This window comes from Homoserinimonas sp. A520 (genome assembly GCF_054489245.1).
Genome location: NZ_JBTMWX010000003.1, coordinates 441,210 through 461,732, shown reverse-complemented (window position 1 = coordinate 461,732; position 20,523 = coordinate 441,210). Strand labels below are relative to the sequence as shown.

The following is a 20,523-nucleotide window of genomic DNA, read 5'->3' as shown; positions in this document are numbered from 1 at the left end:
TGCGCCTCTGAACGCTGCACCTCTGAACACTGTGCTCGCTGAAGTACGCTGATAGCGATGAAACCCGACCTGAGCCGCCCGGCACCCCTGTGGCTGGCAACAATCGCCGCGGCTGCCGGGGGAGCCATCCTGGCCGGCGCCTTCCCCGCTCTCGGGTGGTGGCCGTTGGCGATTCCGGGAACAGCGCTCATCCTCTGGTCCCTCCTCGGTCGCACCTTCGGGGGAAGCATGCTGGTCGGCCTGGCCGGCGGGTTCGCCTTCTACGGCATCCACATCTTCTGGCTCACCACCTACCTGGGCGCCGTGCCGTGGCTCGCCCTCGCCGGTCTCCAGACGATCTTCTTCGCCATCGGTGCTTCGCTGATCGCCCTCGCCTGGCGCCACGGGCTGCAGGCCTGGTCCGGCGGTGGCACCTTCAACACTGCTGGCCGTCTGCTCCTGCTTCCGGTAACACTGGCGGGTCTATGGACGCTTCGAGAGGCCATCGTCAGCGTCTGGCCGTACGGCGGCTTCTCCTGGGGCCGGCTGGCCTTCTCCCAGTCGCAGAGCCCGCTGGGTGATCTCGTCGCCTGGCTGGGCGCATCCGGACTCAGCTTCGTCATTGCGGTGCTGGCCGCCATGATCCTCCAGGCCGTTCGCGAATGGCGGTACGGGGCTTGGCAATCCACCACCTGGCGGCGGATGCTCGTCCCGGCGATCGCCGTGGCCGTCGCCTTCGCGATGCCGGCGTGGCCGACCTCGGTGAGCGGCAGCATCCGCGTTGCTGCAGTCCAGGGGAATTCGGATGCCGGACTCTTCGCCGAACGGGAGCGCGGCGACATCCTGGACGACCACCTGCAGGCCACGGTGCCGGTACTCGACGAGAAGGTCGACCTGGTCGTCTGGCCGGAGAACGCCGCAGACCTCAACCCCCTGGACTACCCGCAGGCGGCCGGCGTGCTCGATTTCGTGACCGAGGAGCTGAATGCGCCTCTTGTCGTCGGCACCATCACCAGCGACGAGGTGGGCCGGGTCTTCAACAGCCTGCTGCTCTGGCAGCCGGGGGAGGGGTCGGTGGCGCAGTACGACAAGATCCACCCGGTGCCCTTCGCGGAATACCTGCCTGACCGGGAGTTCTGGTATCCGCTGGCCCCCAGCCTGTTCGACCTGGTGCCGCGTGACTACTCGTTCGGCGAGCGGCCGAACGTGTTCGACATCGAGCTGACGGACGGGGGCACCACCGATCAGGGCAGCACCGATCAGGAGCGCCTGCTGGCCGGCCTCGCCATCTGCTTCGACATCGTCGACGACGCCCTCCTGCACCAGATGATCGACGGGGGAGCGGAGGTCATCCTCGCCCCGACCAACAACGCCGACTTCGGTCAGAGCCAGGAGAGCGTGCAGCAGCTGGCCATCGCCCGCCTGCGCGCCATCGAGTACGGCCGCAGCGTCGTCAACACCTCAACAGTCGGCACCAGTGCGATCATCGGGCCGGACGGCAGCACCATCGTCGAACTGGAGACGTACACACCAGGCGTCATGCTCGAAGACGTGCCGCTCAGCGACATGGTGACCCCGGCATCCGTCATCGGACGCTGGGTGGAGTGGCTGGCCGGCTTCCTCGGCCTCGGTGGCCTCACCGCGGCGATCCTGCTCACGCGCAAGCGCGGCAGCGCCGAGCGGATGCCACGTGGCTGACACGCTGGTCATCGTTCCGACCTACAACGAGGCGGAGAACCTGCCGGCCATCATCGGGCGATTGCGCCAGGAGGTTCCCGCCGCTGACATCCTGATCGTCGATGACGCATCACCGGATGGCACCGGGGACCTCGCCGACCGGCTGGCAGCCGGCGACCCCGCAGTCACCGTGCTCCACCGGAAGGCCAAGCAAGGGCTCGGCCGCGCCTATATCGCCGGATTCGAGCAGGGGCTGGATGCCGGCTACCGCTACCTGGTCGAGATCGACGCTGACGGTTCCCATGACCCCGCAGAGCTTCCGCACATGCTGGCGGCAGCCGAGGCGTCAGCAGACCTGGTGATCGGCTCCCGCTGGGTCACCGGGGGAGCGGTGCTCAATTGGCCGTGGTTCCGCCGAACCATCTCGCGCACCGGCAACCGGTACGCCCGCATGGTGCTGCGCAGCCGCATCCGCGACCTGACGTCCGGATACCGCGTGTTTCGCGCGGATGCCCTGCGTGCGGTCGAGTTCGGTCGGGTGTCGTCGCAGGGCTACTGCTTCCAGGTCGAGCTGGCGTGGCGACTGGAGCGGGCAGGATTCCGGGTTACCGAGCACCCGATCACTTTCGTGGAGCGCACGGCGGGGCGGTCGAAGATGCACGCCGGGATCGTGGCGGAAGCACTGGTGCGGATCACGCTCTGGGGGTTCGTCCGCTAGTACCTGCCTGCTGGGCAGAGACAAGAAGAACGCCCAACCCGAAGGCTGGGCGTTCTTCTCGTTCTCACGAGTGCTTTCGGTCAGGCGCCGATCTTCTGCTGCCCCTTACGGGCACGCAGGAAGTCGAGGCGCTCCTGGAGCAGTTCCTCGAGTTCGGCGCGGGTGCGGCGTTCCAGCAGCATGTCCCAGTGGGTACGTGCCACCTTGCCCTCGACGAGTTCGTGTTCGACCAGTTCGCCGACCTCGTCAACCAGCCGGCCCTCAAGCCCGCTCTTGGGCGACTCCCACACGGTGGGAACCTCGGCCTCGGATGAGAACATGACCTCGAAGGTCGATCCATCCGCTGCCCGGTAAGTACTCTTCTTCCGCGGGGAGAAGGTAACGCCTTCTTCACTCTGGAGGCTCTGTGCTCCCAGTCTCATTCCGCGCAAACTGCGGTCTGCCATGGCGGTCTCCTTGCTGCTCGCGACGATCGTCCCAGTTATAAACCGTCCGGCTGGGAGAATCCTTTCCGCTTCCCGCCTTTCACAGCGGGTTCACAGGCTCGGGAGGCTGTTCAGCGACGCCGACGCACGACTTCCAGCGCCAGGTCTGCCCGGTCGGTGACCAGCCCGTCAACGCCGATCGTGAGCAGGCGTTCCATGGTGGGGACATCGTTGATGGTCCAGGCGTGCACCTCAACGCCCGCGGCATGCATCGAGGTGACCAGTCGCGGAGTGATGATCCGCACCCCCTTGAGCCGCTCAGGCAGTTGTACGGCATCCACGCCCTGCAGCGCCGCCCTGACCAGCCGAACCTGCCCGACGCGTGCGGCTGCGACGGCCTGGGCGGACGCCCTGCGGGAAGCGGATGTCGCCACTCCGGGCAAACGGGAGACGGCCAGTTTGCGACGTCGATCGCTGAACGAAGCAATCAGCACGCGTTTCACGGCACCGGCAGCCAGAACCGCCTCGACGGTCGGCTCGAGCGCGGCGTCGCTCTTGATGTCGATGTTGAACCTGGCCGCTGGAAAGGCATCCAGAACCTCCGCGAGACTCGCAAAGTGCTGGCCGTCGCCGAGACTGACCTTGCGCAACTCAGCCATCGTCAGGTGGTCGACACGCACCGGACGGCCGGCCACCCGCGACAGGTCGGGGTCGTGAGTGATCACCGCGACCCCGTCCTGGGAGGCGTGAACGTCGGTCTCGAGGTAGTCGACCCCGATGCTCAGCGCCTTGAGGAAGGCGAGCATGGTGTTCTCCGGCGCTTCGGTCGCCAGGCCACGATGGGCCAGAACGCGCGGCGAAGCGGGGGAGAAGTACGAGTCGCCATCCGCCCCCCGCCTACTTCGTGGGTGGCTGCTCATTCGCCCCGCCGCCGAAGAAGCCGGCACTGATGCCCTTTACCGCTTCCGTGAGTTCGGACGGGATGATCCAGAGCTTGCTGGCCTCGCCTTCCGCGATCTTGGGGAGGGTCAGCAGGTACTGGTACGCCAGCAGCGCCGGGTCGGGGTTGCCGTCGTGGATCGCCTTGAACACGGTGGTGATGGCGGCACCCTCACCCTCCGCCCTCAGCACCGCGGCCTTGGCGTAGCCCTCAGCCTCGAGGATCGCGGCCTGCCTGGAGCCCTCAGCCTCGAGGATCGCGGACTGCTTGGTTCCCTCGGCGGTGAGGATGACGGCGCGACGGTCACGCTCGGCGCGCATCTGCTTCTCCATCGAGTCCTGGATCGACAGGGGCGGGTCGATGGCCTTCAACTCGACGCGACCGACCCGGATGCCCCACTTGCCGGTCGCCTCATCGAGCACGATGCGCAACTGGCCGTTGATGTTGTCGCGGCTGGTGAGCGCCTCCTCGAGGTTGAGGCCACCCACGACGTTACGAAGGGTCGTGGTGGTCAATTGCTCGACCGCGCCCAGATAGTTGGCGATCTCGTAGGTGGCTGCGCGGGCATCCGTCACCTGGAAGTAGACGACGGTGTCGATCGAGACCACCAGGTTGTCCTCGGTGATCACCGGCTGCGGCGGGAACGACACGACCTGCTCGCGCATGTCGATGAGCGGTCGCATCCGGTCGATGAACGGCACCAGGATGTTCAGGCCCGGCATCAGGGTCTTGTGGTACTTCCCGAGACGCTCGACCACGCCGGCTGTCGCCTGCGGAACGATGCGGATGGCGCGGGTCAGCACGACCAGGACGAAGACGCCCAGGACCACCAATAACGCGACAATGAACCACTGGCCGATGTTGGCCGATACGTCAATCATGCTCAGTTCCCCTTGCTCAGTTTCTAGGCGTGCTCAGTTTCTAGTCTTGCTCAACTTCGTTCAGCGGGCACCACCACGGCGGTGGACCCTTCAATCGCGGTCACAATGACCCGTTCATCGATCTCGACGAGCCTGTGCTCGGTCAGATCGGACAGCCGGGCGGTCCAGGTTTCGCCGTTGGCCAGCTTCACCTGTCCGCCGTTCTCGCCGACCGCCAGCACGACGCGGGCGGTCATGCCTGCCAGCGCGTCAATGTTGCTGGGGGTCGGGTCTTCGCCCTTGCGCAGGTATCGCAGCATGAACGGCCGGATGATCAGGATGAGCAGCACGGACAGCACGGCCGCAATGCCGATCTGCATCCACCATTCCAGCCCCAGCAAGTTCGCTCCGAGCCCGCCCAGGCTACCGACGGCGATCATCAGGAAGGTGAATTCCAGCGTGAGGAGCTCGATGATCACGGCGATGAGGATGAAAACAAGCCAGACGATCCAGAGGTACTGCGTCAGGTCGATGACAAGCAGATCCATGCGTGCGCTCCTCGGGTGGCGGTCTTGATCGAAACTACCATTCGGGCGGGAGGCACGGGGGAGCGGCACGGGGAGTGGTTCAGGGGAGCGGCTTGGTATCCTCGGAACTCTGCCCCCACCTTTAGGAGTTCGACGTGTCACAGCCCCTCAGCCCCGGTTCCCTCGCAGGCAAGCGCGCGCTCGTCACCGGATCGTCGCGGGGGATCGGTGCAGACACTGCAGGCCTGCTAGCCGCGGCCGGCGCGTCGGTGGTCATCAACTACCGCAACAAGGAGAAGCGCGCGCTGCAGTTGGTGGAGAAGATCGAAGCCGCCGGGGGAGCAGCCATCGCGGTCGGAGCCGACCTGACCGACCCGGCATCCGTCGCCGCGATGATGCAAACGGTGAAGGAACAGTTCGGCGGACTGGACGTCCTGGTGTTGAACGCCTCGGGCGGCATGGAGTCGGGTATGGCCGAGGACTACGCCATGCTGCTGAACCGCGACGCGCAGGTGGGCGTTCTCACCGCGGCCCTGCCGCTGCTTGGGCCAGGTTCTCGCGTGGTGTTCGTGACCAGCCACCAGGCCCACTTCATCCGCACCACCGAGACGATGCCGGAGTACCAGGCGGTCGCGCTCAGCAAGCGTGCAGGGGAGGACGCCCTTCGTGAGATGATTCCTCAGCTTCAGGAGGCGGGCGTCGAGTTCGTCGTCGTCTCCGGCGACATGATCGAGGGCACCATCACGGCGACGTTGCTCGAGCGGGCGAACCCGGGAGCGATCGACTCACGTAAGCAGGCGGCGGGACGGCTCTACAACGTCGGCGAGTTCGCCGCTGAGGTGGCTGCGGCCGCCGTCGAGCCGGTTCCGGCCAACAACACGCGCTACGTCGGCGACGTGAGCGGTTTCCAGCCCGAGTAAGGCTCCAGGCAGGTTGTGGGGCTACTCGCCCTCGAGCAGCTCCAGGAGACGGGTGGTCGTGCGCCAGTTGCGCACGGTGATCTGACGAAAGACCGGCTTGCCCATGAACCTGTTGATGTTGGTCTCGGTCGCCCGCGCTTTCACCCTCGAGAAGTACAGCGCACCTGGCCCGAGAGCCACCGAATCGACCCCTTCGCGCAGTTGCGGCAGTTGGGCGTGCGCCTCGTCAGGGGTGAGCGGCGCTTTGAGGAAGTAGACGTCGCTGCGCAGGTCAGGGGAGCCGTGGCCCGCCGGTGCCGCGGCGATCGTCTCGGCGAGCTCATCGCGTGAGCGCACCACGACCGTAAGGGGAATCCCGAAACGCTCTTCCAGCATCCGTTCGATTGCGGTCTCGGGTTCGGGGCCAGGCGTGCGAGCTGTGGTGAACAGCACATTGCCGCTCTGGATGTAGGTGCGAACGTTCCGGTAGCCGGCGTCGCGGAAACACTCAGCGAGTTCCGGCATGCCGATCAGGTTCTTGCCGCCCACGTTGATGCCGCGCAATAGAGCGACGTAGGAAACGTTGTCGTTCTTCACAGTTGTCCTCGGGCTGTCGGTGTCATCACTGCACGATCCCACGGACCGCCGACAGCGTGCTGAATGGTTTCGTGCTGAATGGTTTCGTGCGCAATGGTTTCGTGCGCATAGACGCCGATAATGCACATTATGTCAAGTAACGGGATTCCGGCCGTGCAACCTCATATGCCACCCTCCCCGGCCTCAACGCGCGAACGTGACGTGAATGACGCCGCTGTCGGCCACCTCCGACGTGACGGCGTACTCGCGCTCGAGCGCTCGCAGGTCGTCCCAGAGCCGAACGCCCCGACCGAGGACGATCGGGCTGATCGCGACATGCAGGCGATCGACGAGCCCTGCCCGCAGGTATTCGCGCGCGACGCTCGCTCCCCCGCCGACACGGATGTCGCCGCCGGCGGCATGCTCCCGGGCACGAGCGAGCGCGTCCTCGGGCGTGGCTGTGAGGAACTCGAACCGAGTGCCATTGGCGAAGTCGATGGCCGGCCGTTCCCGATGCGTCAGCACGAGGACGGGACAGCGAAACGGCGGTTCCTCGCCCCACCAGCCCCGCCAGTCAGGGTCGTCCGGAAAGGCATGGAGCCCGAACATCGCGGCGCCCATGATTTCCGCGCCAATCCCGTCGAAGTATTCCGCGGCGTAACGATCGTCGACGCCGGTCGTTCCCTCCCCCGTCGTCTCGTGCAACACGCGCTCCCGCAGGGTCCTGGTTCCGATGTACACCTCCACCAGGCGCCCCCAGTCGGCGCCCATCGGATTCTCCGGACTCTGGTCGGCCGGCGCGACGACGCCATCGAGCGAAATGTTGAGGTCGATGCGTACCGCCATGAGACCCCTCCCGAGAAGCTGATGTGTACAGTGTACACAATTCGATTATGCGCTTCAGCAGCCTCCCGCTTCGTGGGCGTTGGACCTCAGTTGCAGTCTTCGTGGCCGCTCGCTCGCCGACTACTCGGCGTCGGAGCGACGCTTGATCATGCCGACTTCGTTCAGAGGCTCGAACGACTCTCGCTCGGGAATCTGTGGTGCGGGGCAGATCAGCACGGCGTTCGCATGGGAGCGATCGAACTGGTGCTCCCGCATCGAATGGCCACAGAGCGGACAGGTGTCGTGTGCTTTGACCGACTCCTCCGACTCGTCGTCGTATGGGCCAACCTCTGCCCCGCCGAGCCGCGGAATCAGCTTCTCGTCCAGCCATTCTGCCGCTTGGCGCACGCGGTCCGGCTTGGCGAGGTCGGCCTGCTCGGCCTGCGCCGCCGGGTCCCCTGCATCGGCTCTGCGCGCGCGCTCGTCAGCAGTCTGCTGAGCCGCAGCGTCTTCGGCCTCCATCATGCTGCCGCGCTGGGTCTCCCCCGCGTTCTCCACGTCGGTGTCGTCGTTCTCAACGTCGGTGCGGTCATGATTGTCGCCGGTCACTCCCGGCTCGTTCCCGGTCATGTGCGAGATGGTAGCGCGGCAATCCGCGAGTTGCCAGAAGAGTTACTAACAAATTCTCACTATAAGGATGATGACGATGCGTACCACCCTGCCGTGAACCTCATTGCTGCGAAGCCGCAACCCAGTGGTCGAGCTTCGCGATGGCAGCCCCGGAATCGACAGCATCCGCGGCAATGACCAATTTCTGCCTGAACCGCTCAACGATCGGCACCAGGGTCTGCGACGAGTCCTTCGCCAGGTCGAACGCGATCAACCCGGCAGCAGCGTTCAGCAACACGATGTCGCGCACCGGGCCGAGCTTTCCGCCGAGCGTCTCCCTCGCAATGGCGGCGTTATGGGCCCCATCCCCGCCGACCAGGTCGGAGATCCTGGCACGAGGTATCCCGAGGTCGAGCGGATCGAGGTCGTGCTCGTGCACATCACCGCGCGAGACCTCCCAGATATGGCTGTGGCCGGTCGTCGTGAGCTCATCGAGCCCGTCGTCCCCGCGGAAGACCAGCGCCGTCGCTCCCCTGTTCCGAAAAACGCCGACGAACAGCGGCACCGTCTCCAGGTTGGCGACGCCGACAGCGGATGCCTCCGGACGCACCGGATTGCACAGCGGCCCCAGGAAGTTGAACACCGTGGACACACCGAGTTGCGCCCGGATCGGGCCGGCATGCCGGAAACCGGGATGGAACAGCGCCGCGTAGGCGAAAGTGATGCCGGTCTGCTCGAGCACCCGGACGACCTTCTCCGGATCCAGCTGAAGGTCGATGCCGAGCGCTGAGAGCACGTCGGATGCCCCGGATGCTGAACTGGCCGCACGGTTCCCATGCTTGATCACTGTGGCGCCGGCCGCAGCGCAGACGATCGAGGCCATGGTGGAGATGTTCACCGTGGCGAAGCGGTCTCCTCCGGTGCCGACAATGTCGAGCGCCATCGAGTCCGCACGCAACGGCAGCGCGTTCTCGAGCACAGCATCCCGGAAGCCCACGATCTCATCGACCGTCTCACCCTTGGCCCTCAGGGCGACCAGGAAACCGGCCAATTGGGCATCCGTCGCCTCCCCCGCCATGATCTGGCGCATGGCCCATGAGGCCTCGCTGATGCTCAGGTCGCCGCCGTCGAGCAGCGTGTTGAGAACGTCGGGCCAAGTGGTTTCGTCATACATGCAGGAAATCCTAGCTTTTTGCCCGCACACACCCGGCTGTATGACGAACGCGGCTAAGAATATCGGCCATAATGGAAACCGTGACCAGCACCTCTTTAACTCAGCCAGTTGGAGCCCCTGTTGTAAACAGGCCCAATGTCGTGGCCATCGGAACCATTGTGTGGCTCGGCAGCGAAGTCATGTTCTTCGCGGGCCTTTTCGCCATTTACTTCACGCTCCGATCCACCTCGCCGGAACTCTGGGCAGCGGAGACCGCGACCCTCAACGTTCCGTTCGCCCTGACGATCACCATCATCCTGGTGCTGTCCTCGGTCACGGCCCAGTTCGGGGTGTTCGCCGCTGAACGGCTGCAGCCACGGCGCACCGGCACTCTGCTGCAATTTGCCAAGTGGGGCATGGTCGAGTGGTTCTTCCTCTCCTTCATCATGGGCGCCATGTTCGTCACCGGGCAGGTCTTCGAGTACGCGACGCTGGTCAGCGAGCACGTGAGCCTCAGCTCGAACTCCTACGGTTCCGCCTTCTACATCACCACCGGATTCCACGGCCTTCACGTCCTGGGCGGGCTGATCGCGTTCCTGCTCATCATCGGCCGCGCGTACAGCGTCAAGAACTTCGGTCACAAGGAGGCGACAAGCGCCATCGTCGTCTCGTACTACTGGCACTTCGTCGACGTCGTCTGGATCGGGCTATTCCTGGTCATCTACGTACTCAAATAGGAACGGGACAACCGGAAAGCACCATGGGAAACAACTCCACACCCCAGGCCCGCGGCGCCAGGCCCGCCGGCCGCCGTCATCCACTGGCGACCGTTGCGCTCATCCTGGTCGGTCTGATGACCACCGGTGGCGCGTACGCGATGTTCAGCAGCACCGCGGCCGCCGAGACCACCGCCGTCACCCAGGCCACCGTCGAGGAGGGCCAGGCGCTCTTCGCGGCGAACTGCGCCACCTGTCACGGCATGAACGCTGAAGGCACCAAGGACGGCCCAAGCCTCTACGGCGTCGGCGCGGCATCCGTGCACTTCCAGGTGGGAACCGGTCGGATGCCGTTGGCCTTCCAGGGACCGCAGGGCGCCCAGAAGCCGGCACAGTTCAGCGAAGAGCAGACCCTTGCCCTTGCCGAGTACGTCGCATCCCTGGCCCCTGGACCGGCGATCCCCGACGCGGCAGACCTCGTGGGCGACGACATCGCCAACGGTGGCGTGCTGTTCCGCGTGAACTGCGCCATGTGCCACAACGTCGCCGGCGCCGGTGGTGCCTTGACCGAGGGCAAGTACGCGCCCGGGCTGCAGGGTGTTGAGCCGGTTCACATCTACGAGGCCATGGTCACCGGCCCGCAGAACATGCCGGTGTTCAATGACATGAACATCACGCCGGAAGAGAAGGCCGACATCATCAGCTACCTCCAGTACCTGGAGGAGACACCATCCGTTGGCGGGTACGGCCTGGGCAGCATCGGCCCCGTTTCCGAAGGCCTGTTCATCTGGATCTTCGGCCTGGGCGGCATCGTGGCGCTCACCGTGTGGATCGCCGCACGAGCCAGTTGACCCTGGGGGCAGCCTCGCTCCCCCACCATCCGGACACCACCAGCCCGGGACAGAGCAGAACAAAGAATTCGCAGAACTAGAAACGTCAAGCACCAACCGAAGGGAAATCAATGGCACAGCACGACAACGGCGGTGACGCCGCCGCTGCCGGCTCGGCTGTCGAGAAGAGCGAGCCGCGCCAGGTGTCGTCGGGGACCGCCGTCGTCACATCCGACGCCGTCCAGAACCCCGGTTTCCCCCCGCACCGGCCGCGCGTCACCGACCTCGACCCCGCAGCCGAGCGCACCGCCGCGCGACGGGTGTCCACCCTGTTCCTGCTCTCCGTCGTCGGCAGCATCTTCGCGGTCGTCGCCTACATCATCTTCCCGATCGTGCCGGGCGACGCCGACTCCGTTCGCATGAACACGATGTTCCTGGGTATCGGTATCACCCTCGGACTGTTCCCGCTCGGTATCGGTGCCGTGTACTGGGCCAAGACGCTCATGAAGGGTGAGGAACTCGTCGAGTCGCGCCACCCGACCCGCGGAACCGTAGAGACCCGCGCCGCAGCGGTCGAGGTCTTCCGGCTCGGCAACAAGGAGTCCGGTTTCGGCCGCCGCTCCCTCATCCGCAACACGCTGATCGGTGCATTGGCGTTGACCCCGATTCCCGCGATCGTCCTGTTCCGCGACCTGGCACCGGCAGAAGACCCGGTGAAGCTGTTCAAGGAAACACTGTGGGAAAAGGGAACCCGCCTCATCCGCGACCCCTCCGGAACTCCGATCAAGGCGTCGGATGTCACGATCGGATCGGTCTTCCACGTCATGCCGGAAGGCATCGACGAGGCAGAGCACATGCTCGAGGAGAAGTCGAAGGCCGCAGTGCTGTTGATGCGGTTGAACCCGGCCGACCTCAACGAGGAAGAGGGCCGAAAAGACTGGTCCTACCAGGGAATCGTCGCCTACTCCAAGATCTGCACCCACGTCGGATGCCCGGTGGCACTGTACGAGCAGCACACGCATCACCTGCTGTGCCCGTGCCACCAGTCGACCTTCGACGTCACCAACCACTGTGAAGTCATCTTCGGCCCGGCCAAGCGACCGCTGCCCCAACTCCCCATCGAGGTTGACGCAGAAGGCTACCTCGTCGCGCAGAGTGACTTCCATGAGCCCGTCGGACCTAGCTTCTGGGAGCGTTCAGCATGACCACCACAACTACGGGCGAAGCCCCCACGACCACGGCCCTGGCGCCGACACGGGGACAGCGCTTCACGGGCGCCGCCGCCAACTACATCGACGAGCGCACCAGCATCTCCGGCCTCGTCCGGGAACTCGGCCGCAAGGTCTTCCCCGACCACTGGTCGTTCATGCTCGGCGAGGTCGCGCTGTACAGCTTCGTCGTCATCCTGCTCTCCGGCACGTTCCTGACGTTCTTCTTCGACCCGTCGATGAGCCACGTCGTCTACGACGGCTCATACGTCCCGTTGAAGGGCATCGAGATGTCGGCCGCCATGGCGTCGACCATCGATATCTCCTTCGACATTCGCGGCGGCCTGCTCATGCGCCAGGTCCACCACTGGGCCGCACTGCTGTTCGTGGCTGCGATCGGGCTGCACATGCTGCGCATCTTCTTCACCGGTGCCTTCCGCAAGCCGCGCGAGCTCAACTGGATCATCGGCTTCGTGCTGTTCATCCTGGCCATGGCAGAAGGCTTCACCGGCTACTCCCTGCCGGACGACCTGCTCTCGGGCAACGGCCTCCGCATCATCGACGGAATCATCAAGGGAATCCCGGTCATCGGCACCTGGACGTCCTACCTGTTCTTCGGCGGAGAGTTCCCCGGCACTGACATCGTCGGCCGCCTGTTCGTGCTCCACATCATGCTGCTTCCTGCCCTGGTGATCGCCCTCATCGGTATTCACCTGGTGCTCATGGTGATCAACAAGCACACCCAGTTCGCCGGCCCCGGGCGCACCAACGACAACGTCGTTGGCGTGCCGATCATGCCGATCTTCGCCGCCAAGGCCGGTGGGTTCTTCTTCATCGTCTTCGGCGTGATCGTTCTGATCGCCTCGTTCTTCTCCATCAACGCGGTGTGGGTGTACGGACCGTACGACCCCTCCCCCGTGTCTGCCGGTACGCAGCCCGACTGGTACATCGGCTTCGCGGATGGCGCGCTGCGCCTCGTCCCGCCGGGCTGGGAGTTCGTGCTCGGCGGCTGGACGGTGTCGCTGAACATCCTCGTGCCGGTTGTCGTGCTGGGCCTGTTCATCGTCACGGTCCTTATCTACCCCTTCCTCGAGGCGTGGATCACCGGGGACAAGCGCGAGCACCACCTTGCCGAGCGCCCCCGCAACAACCCGACACGCACCGCGGTCGGCGCCGCCGGCGTCACGTTCTACGCGGTGATGTGGGCTGCTGCCAGCTCCGACCTGATGGCCACCCACTTCATGTTGAGCCTTGAAGGTGTGACGCATGCGCTGCAGCTGCTGCTGTTCGCCGGACCGGTCATCGCCTACATCGTGACCAAGCGCACCTGCATCGCGCTGCAGAAGAAGGATCGCGAGATCGCCCTCCACGGGTACGAGTCCGGTCGCATCGTGCGCCTGCCAGGGGGCGAATACATCGAGGTTCACCAGCCGCTGAACGCGTACGACCGCTGGCGCCTGGTCAGCTACGACGATCACCGTCCGCTGATGATCCGCCCGAACAGTGAAGGCAAGATCACGCTCAACCAGCGGATGCGGGCAGGGCTCACCCGGTGGTTCTTCGAAGACCGCATCTCGCCGGTTTCGCAACCGGAACTCGAGTCGAGCGAGCACCACTAGCCCGCTGTGTCCGAGAAAAGCCCCTGCTTCGGCGGGGGCTTTTCTGGTGGACCAGCAGCACCCCTGCGCTACTCGTCGTTAACCTGACCGCCATAGGATTCAGCGGTGAGCACTCCCCCGAAATCACTGTCCAGGCAACTGGGTCTCGGCGGCGCCGTCATCATCGGGTTGGGATCGATGATCGGCGCCGGCGTGTTCGCCGTGTTCGGTCCGGCGGCCGCGTCGGCCGGCACCGGCCTGCTGCTCAGCCTGCTCATCGCTGCGGTCGTCGCCACCTGCAACGCCACGTCGTCTGCCCAGCTTGCGGCGGTGTACCCACAGTCGGGCGGCACCTATGTTTACGGCCGCGAGCGGCTCGGCCCGTGGTGGGGCTTCCTGGCCGGCTGGAGCTTCGTCATCGGCAAGACGGCGAGCTGTGCCGCCATGGCGATGACATTCGCCGCCTACGCGGCTCCTGACGCCTGGGAACGGCCGGTGGCGGTGGCTGCCGTTGTCGTGCTGGCGTTCGTCAACTATCGCGGGGTGACCCGCACCGCGCGCGTCACCCTGATGATCGTCATCGTCGTATTGGCTGTCCTCGCCGTGGTGGTTGCCGCGGGACTTGCCAGCGGCCTCCCACAATTGGAGTGGACGTTGCCGGGCCCGGGCATCGCCGCCGGTTACGGCATCCTGCAGGCATCCGGGCTCCTGTTCTTCGCGTTCGCCGGCTACGCGCGCATTGCCACCATGGGCGAGGAGGTGAAGGACCCGGCGCGCACCATTCCGCGGGCGATCCTGATCGCGCTGGGTGCCGCCGTGGCGGTCTACGCCGGCGTGGCCATTGCCGTGCTCGGAGCCCTGGGACCGGCAGAGCTGAGCGCAACCGATGAGCCGTTGCGGGCTGCCGTGCAGGCAAGCGGATGGGCGTGGGCGGTGCCGGTGGTGCAGGTCGGGGGCGCCGCAGCGTCGCTGGGTGCGCTCCTGGCGTTGATGGCGGGAATCGGCCGCACCAGTCTCGCCATGGCACGGGAGTCAGACCTGCCGCGGTGGCTTGCCGCCGTGCACCCCCGTTATCGAGTTCCGCATCGGGCCGAGGTCGCGCTGGCGATCGTCGTCACGGTGCTGGTGCTCACAATCGACCTGCGCGGCGCCATCGGCTTCTCCTCGTTCGGCGTGCTGCTGTACTACTTCATCGCCAACCTGGCGGCATTCACGCAACCGGCGGACGCGCGGCGCTACCCTCGCCTGCTGCAGGTGCTGGGAATGGTCGGCTGCGCGGTGCTCGCCCTCACGCTGCCGCTCCCCAGCGTTCTGGGAGGGCTGGCCGTGCTGGCCGCCGGCGTGCTCGCTCGAGTCAGTGCTCGTGAGATCAGTCCTCGAAGACGAAACTCTTCTTGAGGAAGTCGGCGGTTGAGCGGTAGTCGAGCCCGTCATAGAACGCCGGCGCCCGGTTGCTTGCAACCGTGAGCTGGGACAGGTTGCGCGCCCGGCAGATGTCTTCCATGGCGTACACCAGGCGGCTGCCGACGCCCAGGTTGCGGGCGGACTCGTCCACGATGAGCTCCTGGATCTGGGCAATATCGTCGCGCGTGTACAACAGCCGCGCGATTGTCATCAGGACGTAGCCGAGCACACTGCCATCGGCGGCGACGGCAACCTGCAGCAGGTGGTCCTCCGCCTGCTCCACCGCGTGGTGGAACGCGTCATCGAAGGCCGCGCGGTCGACGTCGTACCGATCGGCGAGCTGGTTGACGAGAGCGAATACCGCGTCAGCATCATCCAGCGTCGCCTGCCGGATGCGGACGTCAGTGGGTGAAGTTTCCGCGGTAATACTCATACACCCACCCGACGAGCGTGATCGCCAACAGCGCTACACCGATGAAGGTGATCCAGTAGCCGATTGCAATGCCCAGGATCGCCAGGGACGCAGCGCCGGCCAACAGGATTGGCCACCAGCTCCACGGGCTGAAGTGCCCGAGCTCCGGGTCGCCGTCGTCGATATTGGCGTCGGTACGGTCCTCCGGAAGTTCCCCGCCCTGACTCTTGTGGGACTTGCCGATGTAGAACGCGATGAAAGCGAACATGACTCCGCACAAGCCGAGGGCGAGAGCGCCAACCGGCTCAACGTGGCGACCATCTTCACCTGGTGCGACCGTGAAAATACCGGTGGTCGCCGCGAGTGCACCCCAGATTATGTACATGATCGCGGAGATCACGAAGAACGCGCACAGCGCCCAGAAGAGGATTACGTTGCCTTTCACGCTTACTTCACCTTTCCATCGGCCATGTCAGCCACTGGGGAGTCGGGGGCGTCTTTGAACGGACCGACTCCGACCGGGACTCCGGCCTCCGGGTGGTTCAGGTCGAACGCCGGGGACTCCGAGCGGATTCTGGGGATCGACGTGAAGTTGTGGCGCGGCGGTGGGCAGGATGTCGCCCACTCGAGCGAGCGACCGTAACCCCACGGGTCGTTGACGGTCACCTTCGGAGCGTTACGTGCCGTGATGTACACGTTGAAGAGGAACGGGATCATCGAGATACCGAGGATCATCGCACCGACCGTCGACAGCTGGTTCATCCAGGTGAAGTTGTCTTCAGGCTGGTAGGTCGCGTAGCGACGCGGGAAGCCGACGACGCCCAACCAGTGCTGTACCAGGAAGGTGGTGTGGAAGCCGATGAACAGCAGCCAGAAGTGGATCTTGCCCAGCTTCTCGTTGAGCATCTTGCCGGTCCACTTCGGCCACCAGAAGTAGAACCCACTGAACATGGCGAACACGACTGTTCCGAACACCACGTAGTGGAAGTGCGCCACCACGAAGTAGGTGTCCGACACGTGGAAGTCCAGCGGCGGTGACGCCAGGATCACGCCGGTCAGGCCACCGAAGGTGAACGTGACCAGGAAGCCGATCGCCCACAGCATGGCGGACTCGAACGTCACCGAGCCCCGCCACATCGTGCCGATCCAGTTGAAGATCTTCACACCCGTCGGAACGGCGATCAGCATGGTCATCAGCGAGAAGAACGGCAGCAGTACCGAACCGGTCACGTACATGTGGTGGGCCCACACCGTGACGGACAGGGCGGCGATGGACACCGTGGCGTAGATCAGGGTCTTGTACCCGAAGATCGGCTTACGGCTGAAGACCGGGAAGACCTCGGAGACGATGCCGAAGAACGGCAGCGCGATGATGTAGACCTCCGGATGCCCGAAGAACCAGAACAAGTGCTGCCAGAGGACGGCACCACCGGCTTCCACGTTGTAGATATGTCCGCCCCAGACCCGGTCGATGCCGAGGCCGAACAGCGCGGCGGCGAGCACCGGGAATGCCATCAGGATGAGGATCGAGGTCACCATGATGTTCCAGGTGAAGATCGGCATCCGGAACATGGTCATGCCTGGTGCGCGCATCGTGATGACGGTGGTGATGAAGTTCACCGCACCGAGGATGGTTCCGAACCCACTGATGGCCAGGCCGAATACCCAGAGGTTGCCGCCGATTCCCGGCGAGAACGTCGTTGTCGACAGTGGAGTGTAGGCGAACCAGCCGAAGGACGCCGCGCCCTGCGGGGTCAGGAACCCGGCGACTGCCATCAACGATCCGAAGGAGTACAGCCAGTAGGCGAAGGCGTTGAGGCGCGGGAACGCCACGTCAGGTGCGCCGATCTGGAGTGGCATCAGCACATTGGCGAAGCCGGCGAACAACGGTGTCGCGAACATGAGCAGCATGATGGTGCCGTGCATGGTGAACAGCTGGTTGTACTGCTCCTTGGTCTCAAGCAGCTCGAGACCCGGTGCGAACAGCTGGGCGCGGATGATCAGCGCCATCACTCCGCCGAGGCAGAAGTAGATGAACGATGAGATCAGGTACATGTACCCGATCTTCTTGTGGTCGGTGGTGGTGATCCACTCGACCACCACGTTGCCCTTACGCCTCGCGCTGGGGGAAACCGTGTGTTGCGTGGTTCCCGTGCCGGCGACGACCGGCCGTGCTTCTGTGGTTGTCATGGTGACGATCAGTCCGTTCCGTCTACCGGTGCTGTGCCGGGCAAGTTGCTATTGGTGTTGTACTCTGCCCCACGAATTCCGGTCTGCCCGGCATCCGCGAGACTCTGGATGTAGTCCTCGTACTCCGCTTCAGACACCACCTCGACGTTGAAGAGCATCAGCGAGTGGTATTCACCGCACAGCTCCGCGCACTTTCCAGCGTACGTCCCTTCCTTCTGCGGTGTGAAGTACATGTAGTTGCTCTTGCCGGGAATGTTGTCCTTCTTGTACAGGAAGTCGGCAACCCAGAAAGAGTGCACGACATCGCGGCTCTCCAGGGCGATCTCAACCGTCTTGTTGACGGGAAGTACCAGTACCGGAAGCTGGTCGTAGTCGATGCTGTCGTCGTCTTCGTTCTCCTGCGCCTGGATGCCCATCGAGTGGACGCCATTGCCGCCGGGGCCCTCGTTCAGGTAGTTGAAGTCCCAGGCCCAGCGCTTGGCGAACACCTCGACCTGAACATCGGGGTTCTCGGTCGGAGCTTCGATCGCCGCCTGGTCACGGGCTGTGAAGGCGAAGAACCCGACGATCAGGATGAGCGGGATGACCGTGTAGAGGATCTCGATCGGCATGTTGTAGCGCAACTGCACCGGGAGACCGGTCTGGCCCTTGCGGCGGCGGTACACCACGGCAACCCAGATGATGAGGCCCCAGGTCAGCAGGCCGACCAGCAGGAGGATGATCCAGGATGTTGTCCACAGGCCGGCGACGCGGTCGGTGTGGTTGGTGATGCCTGGCTCGCCGGGAAGATATCCCCTCAGCTGTGCCTGGGTGCATCCGGCGAGGACAACGACCAGCATTGCTGCCATCGGAATGGCAGCCCATCGAAGACGGCGGTTAGAGCGCACCTGAGACCTCTCGGAACGGCATGGAACTGTACGAATCACAGTCTATTGACAGTAATGAGCCTATCGCTCGTGACGCGCAGACTCGAACCGGAACCGCCACCTGCGGCAAAAGAAAAAAGGGAAACCGCGCCTGGCGATTTCCCTTTCTTCGTCCTCTGACTCAGCTGAAGGAGTCTCCGCACGCACAGCTGCCGCCGGCGTTCGGGTTGTCGATGGTGAAGCCCTGCTTCTGGATGGTGTCCTCGAAGTCGATGTTCGCGCCATCCAGGTACGGGACGCTCATCTTGTCAACCACAACCTCGACCCCGTCGAAATCAACGGTCACGTCGCCGTCGAGCAGTCGTTCGTCGAAATAGAGCTGATAGATCAGGCCGGAGCATCCGCCGGGCTGGACGGCGACCCTGAGGCGGAGGTCGTCCCGGCCTTCCTGCTCATACAGCGAGCGAACCTTGTCGGCAGCGGCTGCCGTCAGTGCGACTCCGTGTGCCGGTGCCGGCTTGGTTTCGGTCAGTGTGTCGGTCATGACCACTCCTTATCGTTCTGAATCCTGGTCCCAGTGTAAGCAACGCAGCCGGGAAAGTGGTGCACACGCGATAGTGACCTTTCCGGCGGATAGGGCCAGTCCGCGGGGCACTATCCACCGGAATGGGAACTTCACGGTGCAGTCCAGGGCCTCAGCCGCGTTCGTTGAGGCGCGCGAGCAGTACTGCTTCGGCCAGGATCGCCCGGTGGAACACGCCCAGGTGCAGGGACTCGTTCGGGCTGTGCGCCCGCGTGTCCGGGTCTTCGACACCGGTAACCAGGATCTGCGCCTGGGGGAAGAGGTCGACCAGGTCGGCGATGAACGGGATCGAGCCGCCGATTCCGGTCTCGACAGCCGGAACGCCCCAGGCATCCGTCATCGCGGTCTTCGCCTCGGCGACAGCCCAGCCGCTGGTGTCGACCAGGAACGGGTCGCCCATCTCGTAGGCGCTGAACGCGATGTGAGCGCCGAACGGGGTGTTCTCCTTCAGGTGCTTCTCGATCGCCGCCCGGGCATCCGCCGCGGTCTGACCGGGAGCGATCCGCACGCTGATCCGCACCCTGACCATCGGCAGGAGGGTGTTGGAGGCATTGGCGACGCTCGGCGCGTCGATACCGGTCACCGTGATCGCGGGTTGCGCCCACAAACGGCCGAGGATGCTGCCCCGGCCGATCGGCATCACGCCGTCCAGGAAGCCGGCATCCTCGCGCAGCTGCTCCTCGGAGAACTCCGGGGTCTGCATGTCCTGCGACGTGAGGCCGTCGACGGCGACGGCACCATCGTCATCGTGCAGGGTGGCCAGCAGCTTCACTGCCGCCAGCATGGCATCCGGCGCCGCTCCCCCGAACATTCCGGAGTGCGAGGCGTGTTCCAGGGTGCGAACCTCGAGCTGGAACGCCACGTTGCCGCGGAGGGCGACCGTGATCGCCGGGGTGTCCACGTCCCAGTTGTCGGAGTCGGCCACCACGATCACATCAGACCGAAGCTGGTCCTGGTGCTTGACCAGGAAGTTCTTGAAGGACAGCGAACCGGCTTCCTCCTCCCCCTCGATGAACAGGGCGAGTCCGAGGTCGAAGTCGTCGCCTGCCGTCTCGACCAGCGCACGGACGGCGGCGATGTGCGCCATCACGCCGGCCTTGTCATCGGCAGCGCCGCGACCATAGAGCCGGTCACCGCGCAGTGTCGGCTCGAACGGCGGCGACTCCCAGTCCTCGTCCGATCCCTGCGGCTGAACGTCATGGTGGGCGTAGAGCAGGATGGTCGGCTTGCCATTCCGAGCGGCCCTGGTCGCCAGCACGGCCGGCTTCCCCAGCGAGTCCGTGTCGCCGATCGTCGCCCGCGAGGTCTCCACGTGCTCGAACACCCCGAGTTCGCGAACCAGCTTCTCGACCGCCGCGGCACTGTCGATGACATGCTGCTCATCGAAGGCGGCCCAGGACACGGACGGGATACGAACCAGCTGCGACAGTTCGGCGATGGCCGCAGGCAACCCGGCCTGCACTGATTCCCTCAGCTTTTCCAGCAATTCCGGACGCGTGCTTTCAGAAGTAGTCATGCAGGTAATCTT

General features: G+C 64.9%; 22 protein-coding genes. 8 read left to right on the top strand and 14 right to left on the bottom strand.

The window, feature by feature from the left end:
• Window positions 1–57: 57 nt before the first annotated feature.
• Together lnt and ACX3PH_RS10900 are read left to right on the top strand one after the other, a co-directional pair.
• Window positions 58–1,677: an apolipoprotein N-acyltransferase gene (lnt, locus tag ACX3PH_RS10905; protein WP_459092343.1), complete on the top strand. Its 1,620-nt coding sequence runs from the start codon at window positions 58–60 to the stop codon at window positions 1,675–1,677.
• A complete protein-coding gene (locus ACX3PH_RS10900; protein WP_459092341.1) occupies window positions 1,670–2,374 on the top strand; it encodes a polyprenol monophosphomannose synthase in 705 nt (234 codons plus the stop codon). Before lnt ends, ACX3PH_RS10900 begins: the two co-directional genes overlap by 8 nt.
• A gap of 80 nt (window positions 2,375–2,454) precedes the next feature.
• On the opposite strand, the gene ACX3PH_RS10895 is transcribed toward ACX3PH_RS10900, so the two are convergent.
• The 4 genes from ACX3PH_RS10895 to ACX3PH_RS10880 all read right to left on the bottom strand — a co-directional run bounded on the left by ACX3PH_RS10895 (window position 2,455) and on the right by ACX3PH_RS10880 (window position 5,147).
• Window positions 2,455–2,820, bottom strand: coding sequence for an RNA polymerase-binding protein RbpA (locus ACX3PH_RS10895; RefSeq protein ID WP_459092339.1), 366 nt, complete (start codon window positions 2,818–2,820; stop codon window positions 2,455–2,457).
• 110 nt (window positions 2,821–2,930) lie between these two features.
• On the bottom strand, window positions 2,931–3,719 hold the full coding sequence (locus ACX3PH_RS10890; RefSeq protein WP_459092337.1) for a glycerophosphodiester phosphodiesterase family protein: 789 nt from the start codon (window positions 3,717–3,719) through the stop codon (window positions 2,931–2,933).
• On the bottom strand, window positions 3,697–4,620 hold the full coding sequence (locus ACX3PH_RS10885; RefSeq protein WP_459092335.1) for an SPFH domain-containing protein: 924 nt from the start codon (window positions 4,618–4,620) through the stop codon (window positions 3,697–3,699). The genes ACX3PH_RS10890 and ACX3PH_RS10885 overlap by 23 nt, the downstream gene beginning before the upstream one ends.
• Before the next feature lie 50 nt (window positions 4,621–4,670).
• Window positions 4,671–5,147 carry an NfeD family protein gene (locus ACX3PH_RS10880; RefSeq protein WP_459092333.1) on the bottom strand — a complete coding sequence of 159 codons (477 nt, stop codon included), beginning with the start codon at window positions 5,145–5,147 and terminating at the stop codon, window positions 4,671–4,673.
• A gap of 134 nt (window positions 5,148–5,281) precedes the next feature.
• Here ACX3PH_RS10880 and ACX3PH_RS10875 point away from each other — a divergent pair, with 134 nt between their 5' ends.
• Complete coding sequence (locus ACX3PH_RS10875; protein ID WP_459092331.1) at window positions 5,282–6,046, top strand: SDR family oxidoreductase; 765 nt, start codon at window positions 5,282–5,284, stop codon at window positions 6,044–6,046.
• 21 nt (window positions 6,047–6,067) lie between these two features.
• On the opposite strand, the gene ACX3PH_RS10870 is transcribed toward ACX3PH_RS10875, so the two are convergent.
• The 4 genes from ACX3PH_RS10870 to trpD all read right to left on the bottom strand — a co-directional run bounded on the left by ACX3PH_RS10870 (window position 6,068) and on the right by trpD (window position 9,209).
• Entirely contained in the window at window positions 6,068–6,622 is a 555-nt protein-coding gene (locus ACX3PH_RS10870; RefSeq protein WP_459092329.1) for a DUF1697 domain-containing protein, read from the bottom strand.
• 183 nt (window positions 6,623–6,805) lie between these two features.
• Window positions 6,806–7,447, bottom strand: coding sequence for a dihydrofolate reductase family protein (locus tag ACX3PH_RS10865; protein ID WP_459092327.1), 642 nt, complete (start codon window positions 7,445–7,447; stop codon window positions 6,806–6,808).
• A gap of 120 nt (window positions 7,448–7,567) precedes the next feature.
• Window positions 7,568–8,056 (bottom strand): hypothetical protein, encoded by a 489-nt coding sequence (locus ACX3PH_RS10860; RefSeq protein ID WP_459092325.1) that lies wholly within the window; start codon window positions 8,054–8,056, stop codon window positions 7,568–7,570.
• A gap of 100 nt (window positions 8,057–8,156) precedes the next feature.
• A complete protein-coding gene (trpD, locus tag ACX3PH_RS10855) occupies window positions 8,157–9,209 on the bottom strand; it encodes an anthranilate phosphoribosyltransferase (RefSeq protein ID WP_459092323.1) in 1,053 nt (350 codons plus the stop codon).
• Window positions 9,210–9,280: 71 nt separating this feature from the next.
• Between trpD and ctaE the strand changes: the two genes are divergently transcribed.
• The 5 genes from ctaE (at window position 9,281) to ACX3PH_RS10830 (ending at window position 14,938) form a co-directional block, all read left to right on the top strand.
• Window positions 9,281–9,925, top strand: coding sequence for an aa3-type cytochrome oxidase subunit III (gene ctaE, locus ACX3PH_RS10850; RefSeq protein ID WP_459092321.1), 645 nt, complete (start codon window positions 9,281–9,283; stop codon window positions 9,923–9,925).
• Window positions 9,926–9,948: 23 nt separating this feature from the next.
• The gene (gene qcrC, locus ACX3PH_RS10845; RefSeq protein WP_459092319.1) at window positions 9,949–10,755 is read left to right on the top strand and encodes a cytochrome bc1 complex diheme cytochrome c subunit; all 807 of its coding nucleotides are present in this window, start codon (window positions 9,949–9,951) and stop codon (window positions 10,753–10,755) included.
• A gap of 110 nt (window positions 10,756–10,865) precedes the next feature.
• Window positions 10,866–11,939: a cytochrome bc1 complex Rieske iron-sulfur subunit gene (qcrA, locus tag ACX3PH_RS10840; protein WP_459092317.1), complete on the top strand. Its 1,074-nt coding sequence runs from the start codon at window positions 10,866–10,868 to the stop codon at window positions 11,937–11,939.
• Window positions 11,936–13,561 (top strand): cytochrome bc1 complex cytochrome b subunit, encoded by a 1,626-nt coding sequence (qcrB, locus tag ACX3PH_RS10835; protein WP_459092315.1) that lies wholly within the window; start codon window positions 11,936–11,938, stop codon window positions 13,559–13,561. The genes qcrA and qcrB overlap by 4 nt, the downstream gene beginning before the upstream one ends.
• A 105-nt stretch (window positions 13,562–13,666) precedes the next feature.
• Window positions 13,667–14,938 (top strand): APC family permease, encoded by a 1,272-nt coding sequence (locus ACX3PH_RS10830; protein ID WP_459092313.1) that lies wholly within the window; start codon window positions 13,667–13,669, stop codon window positions 14,936–14,938.
• Here the strand turns inward: ACX3PH_RS10830 and ACX3PH_RS10825 are convergent.
• From ACX3PH_RS10825 to ACX3PH_RS10800, 6 genes are all read right to left on the bottom strand, one after another.
• Window positions 14,910–15,377 carry a GNAT family N-acetyltransferase gene (locus tag ACX3PH_RS10825; RefSeq protein WP_459092311.1) on the bottom strand — a complete coding sequence of 156 codons (468 nt, stop codon included), beginning with the start codon at window positions 15,375–15,377 and terminating at the stop codon, window positions 14,910–14,912. The two genes, ACX3PH_RS10830 and ACX3PH_RS10825, sit on opposite strands and share 29 nt — an antisense overlap.
• Window positions 15,346–15,801 (bottom strand): cytochrome c oxidase subunit 4, encoded by a 456-nt coding sequence (locus ACX3PH_RS10820; RefSeq protein WP_459092309.1) that lies wholly within the window; start codon window positions 15,799–15,801, stop codon window positions 15,346–15,348. Before ACX3PH_RS10820 ends, ACX3PH_RS10825 begins: the two co-directional genes overlap by 32 nt.
• A gap of 2 nt (window positions 15,802–15,803) precedes the next feature.
• A complete protein-coding gene (gene ctaD / locus ACX3PH_RS10815) occupies window positions 15,804–17,546 on the bottom strand; it encodes an aa3-type cytochrome oxidase subunit I (protein ID WP_459092307.1) in 1,743 nt (580 codons plus the stop codon).
• 8 nt (window positions 17,547–17,554) lie between these two features.
• Window positions 17,555–18,433, bottom strand: coding sequence for an aa3-type cytochrome oxidase subunit II (ctaC, locus tag ACX3PH_RS10810; protein WP_459092305.1), 879 nt, complete (start codon window positions 18,431–18,433; stop codon window positions 17,555–17,557).
• A gap of 160 nt (window positions 18,434–18,593) precedes the next feature.
• The gene (gene erpA / locus ACX3PH_RS10805; RefSeq protein WP_459092303.1) at window positions 18,594–18,956 is read right to left on the bottom strand and encodes an iron-sulfur cluster insertion protein ErpA; all 363 of its coding nucleotides are present in this window, start codon (window positions 18,954–18,956) and stop codon (window positions 18,594–18,596) included.
• 151 nt (window positions 18,957–19,107) lie between these two features.
• Window positions 19,108–20,511, bottom strand: coding sequence for a M20/M25/M40 family metallo-hydrolase (locus tag ACX3PH_RS10800; protein WP_459092301.1), 1,404 nt, complete (start codon window positions 20,509–20,511; stop codon window positions 19,108–19,110).
• Window positions 20,512–20,523 lie beyond the last annotated feature (12 nt).

Bases quoted from the DNA above. Each gene is read 5' to 3' on its own strand.
- lnt (WP_459092343.1), top strand. From the start codon at position 58: ATGAAACCCGACCTGAGCCGCCCGGCACCCCTGTGGCTGGCAACAATC.
- ACX3PH_RS10895 (WP_459092339.1), bottom strand. From the start codon at position 2,820: ATGGCAGACCGCAGTTTGCGCGGAATGAGACTGGGAGCACAGAGCCTC.
- ACX3PH_RS10890 (WP_459092337.1), bottom strand. From the start codon at position 3,719: ATGAGCAGCCACCCACGAAGTAGGCGGGGGGCGGATGGCGACTCGTAC.
- ACX3PH_RS10885 (WP_459092335.1), bottom strand. From the start codon at position 4,620: ATGATTGACGTATCGGCCAACATCGGCCAGTGGTTCATTGTCGCGTTA.
- ACX3PH_RS10880 (WP_459092333.1), bottom strand. From the start codon at position 5,147: ATGGATCTGCTTGTCATCGACCTGACGCAGTACCTCTGGATCGTCTGG.
- ACX3PH_RS10865 (WP_459092327.1), bottom strand. From the start codon at position 7,447: ATGGCGGTACGCATCGACCTCAACATTTCGCTCGATGGCGTCGTCGCG.
- ACX3PH_RS10860 (WP_459092325.1), bottom strand. From the start codon at position 8,056: ATGACCGGGAACGAGCCGGGAGTGACCGGCGACAATCATGACCGCACC.
- trpD (WP_459092323.1), bottom strand. From the start codon at position 9,209: ATGTATGACGAAACCACTTGGCCCGACGTTCTCAACACGCTGCTCGAC.
- ctaE (WP_459092321.1), top strand. From the start codon at position 9,281: ATGGAAACCGTGACCAGCACCTCTTTAACTCAGCCAGTTGGAGCCCCT.
- qcrC (WP_459092319.1), top strand. From the start codon at position 9,949: ATGGGAAACAACTCCACACCCCAGGCCCGCGGCGCCAGGCCCGCCGGC.
- qcrA (WP_459092317.1), top strand. From the start codon at position 10,866: ATGGCACAGCACGACAACGGCGGTGACGCCGCCGCTGCCGGCTCGGCT.
- qcrB (WP_459092315.1), top strand. From the start codon at position 11,936: ATGACCACCACAACTACGGGCGAAGCCCCCACGACCACGGCCCTGGCG.
- ACX3PH_RS10825 (WP_459092311.1), bottom strand. From the start codon at position 15,377: ATGAGTATTACCGCGGAAACTTCACCCACTGACGTCCGCATCCGGCAG.
- ctaD (WP_459092307.1), bottom strand. From the start codon at position 17,546: ATGACAACCACAGAAGCACGGCCGGTCGTCGCCGGCACGGGAACCACG.
- erpA (WP_459092303.1), bottom strand. From the start codon at position 18,956: ATGACCGACACACTGACCGAAACCAAGCCGGCACCGGCACACGGAGTC.
- ACX3PH_RS10800 (WP_459092301.1), bottom strand. From the start codon at position 20,511: ATGACTACTTCTGAAAGCACGCGTCCGGAATTGCTGGAAAAGCTGAGG.